6 protein-coding genes are annotated in these 11,311 nt (G+C 34.9%); all 6 read left to right on the plus strand.

Annotated features, from left to right (window positions below; genetic code table 11):
- On the plus strand, positions 1 to 214 hold a 214-nt coding region (locus IEV57_RS18755), incomplete at its 5' end, for an OmpA family protein (protein ID WP_188444575.1).
- Between the two features lie 549 nt (positions 215 to 763).
- Positions 764 to 1,138 (plus strand): helix-turn-helix domain-containing protein, encoded by a 375-nt coding sequence (locus tag IEV57_RS18760; RefSeq protein WP_188444576.1) that lies wholly within the window; start codon positions 764 to 766, stop codon positions 1,136 to 1,138.
- A 13-nt stretch (positions 1,139 to 1,151) separates the two neighbouring features.
- Positions 1,152 to 1,550 (plus strand): helix-turn-helix domain-containing protein, encoded by a 399-nt coding sequence (locus tag IEV57_RS18765; protein WP_188444577.1) that lies wholly within the window; start codon positions 1,152 to 1,154, stop codon positions 1,548 to 1,550.
- Positions 1,551 to 1,975: 425 nt separating this feature from the next.
- The gene (locus IEV57_RS18770; RefSeq protein WP_188444578.1) at positions 1,976 to 2,548 is read left to right on the plus strand and encodes a hypothetical protein; all 573 of its coding nucleotides are present in this window, start codon (positions 1,976 to 1,978) and stop codon (positions 2,546 to 2,548) included.
- Between the two features lie 293 nt (positions 2,549 to 2,841).
- Positions 2,842 to 4,659, plus strand: a complete 1,818-nt coding sequence (locus IEV57_RS18775) for a LuxR C-terminal-related transcriptional regulator (protein WP_188444579.1) — start codon at positions 2,842 to 2,844, stop codon at positions 4,657 to 4,659.
- Positions 4,660 to 5,047: 388 nt separating this feature from the next.
- The gene (locus IEV57_RS18780; protein WP_188444580.1) at positions 5,048 to 11,194 is read left to right on the plus strand and encodes an MBG domain-containing protein; all 6,147 of its coding nucleotides are present in this window, start codon (positions 5,048 to 5,050) and stop codon (positions 11,192 to 11,194) included.
- Positions 11,195 to 11,311 lie beyond the last annotated feature (117 nt).

Below are 11,311 nucleotides of genomic sequence, written 5' to 3' on the forward strand. Positions count from 1 at the left end.
TAAAGGGATATCAAGTGATAGAATGGGCTTAAGCTGGTACAGTGAGACCAAATTGGTCACATCTTGTCCTGATGGGGTTGACTGTACTGAGGAGCAGCATCAGCTGAACAGAAGATCTGTATTGAAGTTGAAGGTAGATAGGTCAGATGTAGATAAGCTTCCTGCTGTATGGAAGGTAGGAAAGTTGAATTTCTTAGAATTATTAGAGAAATAAAAGCAAGGAAGATTAGTTCTCAAAGCTTGTTTTAGTTGCCTTGTAGAATATTCGAAAAGCATAAAGACTGCTATAGTCTAATGGGGGCTATAAGATCACTAGCCCCCTACCTTTCGTTTTATTCTAACAGCCCTCACCATTCTTTAAAAATAGAATTGGTGAAGCGAGCCTTTAAGTTAAAGAAGCAAAAATGAAAACTATGTACTCTAATCGAGTAATAGACTTGAATACCAAACATTCATCGTTAAATATTCAGTATTTTTTTAGAATAATCTCTACTCCGAAATGCTATGCTGTACTTAATGTTAAATATACAATTATCCCTATTAGCACTAGAATGTGATTTTCTTAAAAATAATCTTTTGGAAAATTTCCAACTAGGAGAACAAGTTTCGATGGCTAGCAACTTGTGCACCTAGGCGAAGTCAAAATCACTCCAAATATAGTATTTGGCTTATATTAAGCTGCTATTTGGGTAAAAGCAGATACTTATACTAATTAATTTAAAATACAATAATCAAATATTTCATTAATGCTTGTTTAAAAAACATGGATCTCACTTTAGATATAATCAAAGCAAAAATTCTTGAAGCCAATTTATACAAAAATCCAGATTTGGATGTTTGGATTTTAGCAGATAAGCTTGGTGTTCGAGAAAACGAATTGTCCTTGTTTATAAAAGATGAAGCTGATATGACTGTAAAAGCTTTTATAAATGAATTAAGGATTCAAGATTTAATTAAATTATTAGATAATTCTATCACTTTTAATCGGATCAGTTACTACTATGAAATTTCTGGTTTTAAATCTAGATCTCCCTTTGAAAGGTGCTTTAAACGGAAAACAGGAATGACAATACGTGACTATATTCAAATTTTAAAAAAAGAAAATAAGATCCAAAGTTTTAATTCTCACAATCGATAAGCTCAAAGAAGACATGATAAAAAATATTGACATTGAATCTGTAATTTTGAAGTTAAATATAGCAATGGATTTTAGAAACTTATATTTAGATCCAGACTTAAGTTTGACAAAAGTTGCTTATTTATTAGAATTGAATACTCGAATTGTTTCTGATATTATTAAGATACACTATGGAGTAAGTTTTAGATCATATATAAATGGTGTAAGGATTGATAAACTTCTGTCTCATTTGAATGGGATAAACTATAGGCTAACTGTTCTTCAGTGTATGGAACTCTCAGGTTTTAAGTCTAGAGTTACCTTTTTTCATGCTTTCAAATCTAAAACAGGAATAAATCTTTCTGAATTCTATGAAAAAATGGAAAGACTACCAAAATCAGCTAAGCTTGTTTTTACGGCTCTTGAAGAGTAGTCCATCTAGTTTCTAATATTATGTATTATTCGTATATAGACCGTTATTTATCTAAAGGTTTCAATTTATTGTTGTATTAATTTTTAGAAGGGATATGCGGAACTTTGACCGTAAAAAATAAAAAGTCTTTTTTGGCTTGACTCCGATTTTTATGGATATCAATTACTAATAGAATTTAATTCGAAACATCCTTTAACTCTCAGAATTGATGCTACTCGTAAAGAATCGGACAATTATGAATGCATACTATAAACAGTGTTTCTGATAAAAAAAACTTAATGATTTATCGTGCAATGACTCTAGCATCATTTCATTAAAAAATAAACGTTTTTAGTTTACATTTTTTGATTTCATTTTACATTTTTGGAAATAAGGATATTCTTAAGAAATTAAATAGGCTATATTTTGACTGTTTAAAAAAAACGATGATCCATAAAGTTTTAAAAAATCTTAATTTAAAACTCTTTTCAGTTTTACTATTTTCATTTATAATTTTTGGAGATGTCCTATCATTTCAAGCATCAAAGGTGTTAAATGACTTTGAAAATAATCTTAAGCCTGCTAATAGCAGTGAAAATTATTTCGTTTTTGAAAAAAAACTATGGTCCGAATTTAAAGAAGATTTTAAAGCTGAACAGAGCAAAATTATTAATAGACAAGATAGTCTTTCAAAAATCATGAGACAACAAGCTGATTCCCTGTTGAAATTTAAAAATTCTAGTCTTAGTGAACCTCTTCGCGTTCATAAAGACTTGACATCAAAACAGCTACCCTGGGTTCTTTGTGTATTTCTTGGATTACTGGTTATAGTTGGCTTAGGTTATCTATTACATTTGAATTCTAGGTTGAACAATTATCTTGAACAAAGTCAAAACTCAGAATTAAATTATCAAAAGTCTAAGGGATTATGGATTGATCGAGAGAGACAGCTTAAAAGAGAGCTTCTTAATGCAAACATCAAATTAGAAGAGTATGAAAAGAAGCAAAATGAGTTATAATAATTTAATTTTGCATTTTTAACTAAACTAAAGCGGCCAACTAAGAAACGAAACCCAGAAAATCTGAACAATAAGGATTTATGATTTAATGTTAAAACACTTACTCTGAAAGAGCTGTTTGTGCAGTAAGTATAGAGGGCATATGATTTTAAATTGTCCCGAATCTGGATGTTTAACCTTATTGAGAACGCTTCATTTAGTCATTTTATTTACTTATTAAAACTTATCATTTATGAATTCAATATATTACTATCAGGGTGTTATATTTTTAGATGTATATTAGTCAAAACACGATGATGAAGTTAATCAAAATCTTTTTAATTATTTATTTTTGTATAGTTGGAAGTTCTAGCGTAGTTCTCGGACAAAGTGCTTTATATCAAGGGGATTTAAAGCCAAAACTTGATTATTTATCAAAATTGCTTCAAGAAGATCCAGAAGAGTTTGTGAAAGAAGCTAATTTGATCCGAGGGCAAGGGATAAAAGATGCAAGTTCAGCTGTCGATTTCTATTCTTTGTTGTCTGAATATTACTATGCTAGGGGGAAATTTGATTCTATGTCTTGGAGCTTAAATAAAGCCAAAAGTTTTGTCAAAGACGATAAATCATCAAACTTAATTTCCATTTACTTACAGTTGGCAACCTCTTTTTATTTTTCGGGCAATACAGATTCTGTAAAATATTATCAAAATATTGTCTCTGACTTCATAGACGAACAGTCACCATTTTATCCTCAATTTCTTTTAGTTGAGGGAATGAAATATCAGCGTGCTGCTAATTATGTTAAATCTATAGAGGTCATTATAGAGGCTGCTAAAATCCTTGAAAGTCAAAATAATCAAGCTAAACTGGCTATTGCTTATAATAATCTAGCAATTAATTATGAAAAATTGCAACTGATTGATTTGCAGTTAGAGTACCTGCTTAAGGCTCAAGAAATCAATAGCCTCTTAGAAATACCATATCATTTGGCTATCAATTATAATAATCTGGGGGTGTTTTTTAAAAATCAAAATGATCTTGAAAAAGCAGTCTACTATTATGAGTTGTCTTATGACAATTTAAAAAAGGTAAAATCTACTTTTCTTTTAGCTCAAAATATGACCAATAGAGCTAATATCCATGAGAAAATGGGGGAGTATGAGATTGCTGAGCAGCTATTTTTGGAATGTGAACGTTTATGTGAAGAGAATCAAATTCATTATGGGTTAATGGCCTCTGCCATTAATTTAGGTAACCTTTATCGGATAAAGAAAAGATATATCGAATCGGAAGTACAACTCAATAGGGCATTGGAATTGTCCCGAGTTCTAAAAACGAAAAAAGAAGAGGGAGCTGTACTCCAACGGCTTTTTTGGTTGGAAAGAGATAGAGGGGAATATGCAAAAGCACTTGATTTTCAAACTAGATATCATGCCTTAAATGATAGCATCATCAATGAAAAAGTCAAGATAGAAGCGAATGAATTGAGGGATATGTATGAGATGGAGAAGAAAGAGAATGCTATCATTATCCTTTCTAATCAAAAGCTTTATCAGCAATATGTCATTGCTTTGATGGCTTTGGGTCTTTTTGTTCTCTTGATTATTTTGATACTTTGGAATAATAAACGCAAACTGGCAGAAAAGGAGTTGCAAAAAGAAGCTCTCCAACGAAGTCATATGAAAACGCTGCTTCAAAATAAAGATCGAGAATTCAAAGGCTTAGCTGGACAATTTTTGGATATAAAAGCTCAATTGGATGAAGCCACTATAAAGATTTCATCTATTATGAATACCGATGCGCAAGACCATCATAAATTCAAGAAGATAGATGAGATCTTGAATAAAAAACCTTTTGAAAGCATTAAAAATAATCTTGATACTCAAATTAGTTCCCAAAACACAGAATTCTTTAATCGCCTTTTAAATAAATTCCCTGATCTTAGTCCTGCTGAATTGAATCTTTGTGCGTATTTAAGATTAAATATGTCTACCAAAGATATTGCGGAATTGTTGAATAGAAGTGTAAGAACAATTGAAACCACTAGGGCAAATATCAGAAGAAAGATGACACTTGAGTCGCAGGATAACTTAGTTTCTTTTTTAATGGGGTTTGTAGATTCTAATTAATATTTACCAGGTTTAAGTTTTTGATAGACTTTTTTTAAATAATTCTTCACTTAAGTTTCATTTCGTTTCTTAATTATTGCAAATTATTTACATAACTTCTTTACTAAGTATTTTTTACGTATTCCAATTTTATGCGTCAATTAATATTTTTTTCAGTTTTGTTAATGCTATTAGTTTGATTAGTTATGATTATTTCATATTCAATTGAAATTAATAGCTAAGAATACCGGGAAATACCATTAGCAAAGTGTTTTGAGGTTTAAGAAGAAAGCTATCTCTATGATTCACTTTTATACCATACATGAAGAAGTCTCTTATATCTTAAAATAGCTGACTTAATTGTCTTTACAAATTTTATATAAACTAAATAGGTATTAAATAACACCATATGAAAAACCTTCACTTAACAATTCTAATTATTTTACTTGCTACTTTTTTTAGTCATGGTCAGTCGGTTCCAGGTGCCTTAGATTTTAACTGGGGACAAGGATTTATCCCTGGAACTGAAAGTGGGCTTGTTTTATCCATAGGCTTGACAGATATAACAGAATCTGAATCCGATAAATTGAAAGACTGGATCAGTGAAGGAGCAGAAGTAGAAACAATTTCAGATTTACGAGAATTATTGGATCAGGTTAGATTAGAGAATAGTCTGCCAGAAGCTCCAACAGGCTTATGGGTTTCTCCACAGGATGGAGCTTTACAGATTAACTTTACAGAAGGTAACGAAGGTGACAGTCCTATTTTGAATTACCAATACACTCTAGATGGAGGTCAGACTTGGCTTGATTTTAGTCCTGCTGTGATTGGTTCACCTCTGACGATTACGGGATTGGACAATGGTACTGCTTATGACATTCAAATAAGAGCTCTAAATGCAACTGGTGAAGGTGTGCCAAGTGAGCGTGTTTCTGCTACTCCTGGTTCTCAAGCCTTTACTTATACCATGACATGGAATAATATAAGTGGTAGTTATGCTGGTAATTCGTTTACTGACCAAACCTTAACATTCACATTCTTAAATGTTTTACCTGATGATTTTGTTGATTGGATCACGCCAAATTCCAGGGTAGTTTTTCCAAATGGAGAAAAAGTTAAAATTACTTTAGGAGATATTTTAATTAATGTTCCATTAGATAATATTGAATCAAATACGATTTTCTTAGGAGCAATAGATACATATATTTTCTTAAGTCAGATTAATGGATACAATAGAGGAGGATTACAGGGCTTTTCACCTAATCCACCCTCTAGTTCAAAACTAACATCATTTTGGCAGTCAAGTGCGAGCGAAGCATATTTTGCTAATCAGATTTTATGGTCTCCATTTGTAATAAATGAAAATGTATTAAACATTACTTTCCCTAATCCTCCTACAACTGGATATTGGGCAGTACTAGCTTTTGAACCATCGGCACCCGATATGTTATCAAACGTGATAGCTACACCTAAAGATGGTGCTGTAGAAATTAGTTTTACAGCAGGATTTGACGGTGGTAATCCGATTAGCAATTACGAATATAGCCTTGATGGAGGAGAGACTTGGATTCCTTTCAGTCCTGAGATTACTACTTCACCAGTTACGATTCCGAATTTAATAAATGGGACAGCTTATGAGATATCGCTCAGATCAGTAAATGGATTAGGAACTAGTCCTGCAATAGCTGCTATAAATGTAACTCCTGCGACTACGCCTTCCCAACTTTCCAATATGGTAACAACACCACAGGATGGTGCAGTAGAGATCAGTTTTGTGGCAGGATCAGATGGAGGCAGCCCGATTACCAATTACGAATACAGCTTAGATGAGGGACAGACTTGGATATCTTTCGATCCAGCCATAACGTCATCACCTGCGACAATCACAGGATTAACTAACGGAACCGCCTACAATATATCACTCAGAGCGATTAATAGTCAAGGAGTTAGTCCTGTTATTGTAACTGATAACATGATTGTTCCCGGTTCACCTTCATTTACATCCACACCAGCAATTACAATCCCATACGGTGAGCCCTATAATTATACTATTTTGGCAACTACCGAAAATAATCTGACTACGCGCCTTGCGTCCACCACTTTGCCAGCTTGGTTGGACATCGTAAGGGAATCTACTGCTAAACCATTTGTAAGTTTAGCCAGTGCGAGGTTTATATCTGTCGCGGGGGACACTGAGGGTAATATCTATGCCATTGTGCCAAACGGTGAACAGATTTATAAATGGCTGCCTGATCTAACACCCTCCTCCTGGAAATCGGGAATGTTGCGGACTGATTTCTTGGTAGGTTCCATACAAATTGCTAACGGATATATTTACATCTCAAGAAACGGGAATAGTATTCAATCGATTACTCGTGTTCCTCTTAATGATCCAAGTGCACCGGAGGAAGTTTTTGCCTCGACTCCTAATGGTGTAATTTCTCTTGCCTATAAAGATGGATTTATTTACGCTTCGAACCGTGCGGAAAGACAAATATTGAAGATAAATGAAACAACAAAAGAAGTAGAGGTACTCTTGTCTGCTGTAGATGGAATTTCCACAGCAGGTCTATGGGGCTTGACTTTTGATAATTCAGGAAGTCTATATATCTCGACCTTTATGAATAATAGCATTTTGAAATATGATGGCACCAACCTAACTACGGTTTTATCTTTACCTCGTGCTGTTACGTCCATTGTAACGGATAAAAATAATGATTTTTACTTGGCAATACCAGGTGAAGGAATTAGAAAATACACCTCTGATTTCAGCTCTTATCAAATAATTTCTCCAGAAATTTCACTAGGACAATCCTTCGATGTCCGTGATATGTCTGTTACACCTAGTGGGGATTTGATTTATGTAAAATATAATACATCTATAATAGATCGGCTTAAAAATGATGTTTCGATTATGGGTACACCTACAAAGGATGATGTTGGAGAGCACCCTGTGGTATTGAGAGCATCAAACGAATTTGGGTTCACAGAACAGAGCTTTACTATCACCGTCACGGATGATATTGCGCCTCAGATTTCGACTCTTCTACCATCCAATAATGTTATAGATGTATCACTTCAACCTACCCTAACCATCACATTTGATGAAGAGGTTGTACTGGGTGATACAGGTACTCTGACGGTGAATAATGGTAGTAAGGTGCTAAGAACTTATGACCTATCACTGACTGAAGACCGGACAGAATTAATTCTTTCTGAAGACAGTAAGACACTTTCAGTTGAATTGGATGTAGAACTTCCAATCAAGACAGTCATCACGATTGGTATTACACCAGGTTTTGTAAGTGATATGTCAGATAATACTTTTGCGGGTTTTGAAGCAAGTTCCGAAACTTGGTCATTCACTACTATTTTTCTTTCAACAATCACATCAGCACCATCAATTAAAATTCCATACGGCCAACCATATAATTATACAATTTCAACTACCTCAGAGGTTGGTGGACAGCCAACTCTTGCAATACCTACTTTGCCTGCATGGCTATCTTTTGAACAAAAAAGAGACACCTTGGCTCGGGAATTTGCACAAGTAAGTGTTCCACAAAGAATTGTAAGGTTAACTGCTGCTGTAGAGGACAGTGAGGGCAACATCTATGCAATCCAATCTAATGGAGAAGAGATTTTTAAAATTCAGCCAAACGGAAATGTATCTTCTTGGAAATCAGGAATGTTTGTAGCTACTCCTGGATTTGTTTATTCTTTAGTTATCGCTAACGGATATATTTATATTGCAAGGTACCTTAATAATATTCAATCGATTACACGTGTACCTCTAAATAACCCGAACGCTCAAGAGGAAGTTTTTGCTTCTATACAAAATGGAGTAAGTTCTCTTTTTTATAAGAATGGATATTTTTATGCTTCAAATAATTTTAATGGCCAGATTTTCAAGATCAATGAAAAAACAAGAAAAGTTGAGCTACTCTTGTCTATTGAAAATGGCATTCCTGAAAGAGGTCCATGGGGTATGACTGTTGATAATTCAGGAAACTTATATATTGCGACTTTTTCGAATAAGAGTATTTTGAAATTTGATGGTATTACTTTGCGTAGGGTTTTATCTGATTTACCTGCAAATGTCACATCGATCTTAGCTGATGAAAATAATGACTTTTATCTGTCTATGTATGGTGGAGGGGTTAGGAAATATACTTCTGATTTCAGTTACTTTCGGATCATTTCTCAAAGAGAAGATGATGAAGTTTTTAGTATGTCGATTACACCAAATGGTGACCTGATTTATCCCATACATACCAACAACCTTTTATATAGATTTAAAGCTGAACCTTTGAATGTATTGATGGGGACACCGGCCAAAGATGATGTTGGAGAGCACCCTGTGGTATTAAGAGCATCAAACGAATTTGGGTTCACAGAACAGAGCTTTACTATCACCGTCACGGATGATATTGCGCCTCAGATTTTGACTCTTCTACCGGCCAATAATACCACAGATGTAGCACTTCAACCTACCCTAACTATCACATTTGATGAAGAGGTTGTACTGGGTGATACAGGTACTCTGACGGTGAATGATGGAAATGCTGTACTAAGAACTTATGACCTATCACTAACTGAAGATCGTACAGCATTAGTTCTTTCGGATGACAATAAGACGCTTTCTGTTGAATTGGATGTTTCACTTCCAATCAATACAGCTGTCACAATAGGTATTACTTCAGGTTTTGTCAGTGATATGTCAGATAATGATTTAGAAGGTTTTGAGGCAAGTTATGGGACTTGGTCGTTCACAACCATCAACAAATTGGAACAGACGATTACTTTTCCAGAAATTAATACTAAAACTTATGGAGATCCTTTGTTTGTATTAGGGGATTCTATTACAGAAAGAGGTTTGACCGTTACATACACTGCTATTGACCCTTCTGTAGTTAGTATTTCTGGTAATCAAGCGACAATCTTAAAAGCAGGTTCTACTACTATCAAAGCGACTCAAGCTGGTGATGAATTTACTTTTGCAGCTGAATCAGTTGAAAGAACTTTAGAGATAAACCAAGCATCACTGCAAATCTTAGCATCCAACAAGTCTAAAATTTATGGTTCATCGAATCCAATCCTGACTTTCAACTATAAAGGTTTGGTGAATGGTGATTCGAAAATAGCCACGGAGCCAATTATCAGCACGACGGCAACAGCAAGTTCAGGAGTAGGTACTTATCCGATCACCTTGACGGGTGGAGAAGATGCTAACTATGCAATCACTTTGGTCGCTGGTGAATTGGAAGTAACGAAAGCAGCATTGACAATTACTGCTGGAGACAAGTCTAAAATTTATGGTTCATCGAATCCAATCTTAACTTTCAGCTATAAAGGTTTGGTAAATGGTGATTCGAAAGTAGCCACGGAGCCAAGTATTAGCACGACGGCAACAGCAAGTTCAGGAGTAGGTACTTATCCGATCACCTTGACGGGTGGAGAAGATGCTAACTATGCAATCACTTTAGTCGCTGGTGAATTGGAAGTAACGAAAGCTACTTTAACGATCACGGCGGATAATCAATCCAAGGTTTATAACCTAGAAGATCCAGAGTTTACGTACGTAGTAAATGGTTTAGTAGGATCTGATCAATTGAGTGGAAAGTTATCTAGGAATGCAGGGGAAGAAGTAGGTAAATACGCCATTACGTTGGGAACATTGACTGGAGGCAATAATTATCAGATTGCATATTTAGCAGCTGAATTAGAAATCATTCCAACAGTGATCAAAGAAATCTTTGAAATAGGAACCTTAGAAATGAATTGGGGGTCTGTTCCTAATCTTCCAGCTAGAGTCGCATTGATGGCAACAAATGGGAGACCATATTTCCTTGATGTGACTTGGAATGAATCAACATTGAACAGGTTTAGAAGAGGGACTTATGACTTGGAGGGTGAAGTGACAGAGACTGCTTGGATCAAAAATCAAGATGATTTGAAAGCCGGTATCAAAGTTACTGTCCTACCAAAACCTGCACCAGAAGACATCTTATTGTCCAACAACACCTTCGAGGGAGCGAGAACCAGTCAGGAAGTAGCAATCGGTGCATTGAGTGTGGTTGATCCTATAGACAATATACACGTACTTGGTGTGCCATATGATTTAGAAGATAATAGATACTTCAAAGTGATCAACGATGTGCTCTACTGGAGCAGTGAAGATCCTGCAGTAGGAAGAACGAAATTCAAGGTTGTAGTGAGGGTCACTGACAGGGACTTCAATACATTAGATAAGGTCTTCGAAATAATCAGAACGAGAAAATCAGTTACTAGCATTGAAGTGTTCAATACTTTCACTCCAGAAGGAGATGGTAAGAATGATACTTGGGGAGTTCCAGAATTAAGATACTACTCAGGAGTAAGGATTCAAATATTCGACAGAGGAGGAGAAAGAATGTTCTACACAGAGAATCCTGATATCCGATGGGATGGTACTTTGAATGGCAAAGAGTTACCAATTGGAACGTATTACTGGACGATAGAAGTGAGAGAGACAGGAGAAGTAAGAAAAGGAATGTTGAATCTGTTAAGAAAGTAAAAAGGTAAAAGGGACTAGGAAAAAGGCGAAAGGACGAGTTTTTGTGACTAGTCCCCCCTTTCTCTTTTGACCTTTGACCTTTCCCCTTAAATATAAAGTCATGAAAAAAACAATCAT

This window comes from Belliella aquatica (assembly GCF_014637795.1).
GTDB classification, from domain to species: Bacteria; Bacteroidota; Bacteroidia; order Cytophagales; family Cyclobacteriaceae; genus Belliella; species Belliella aquatica.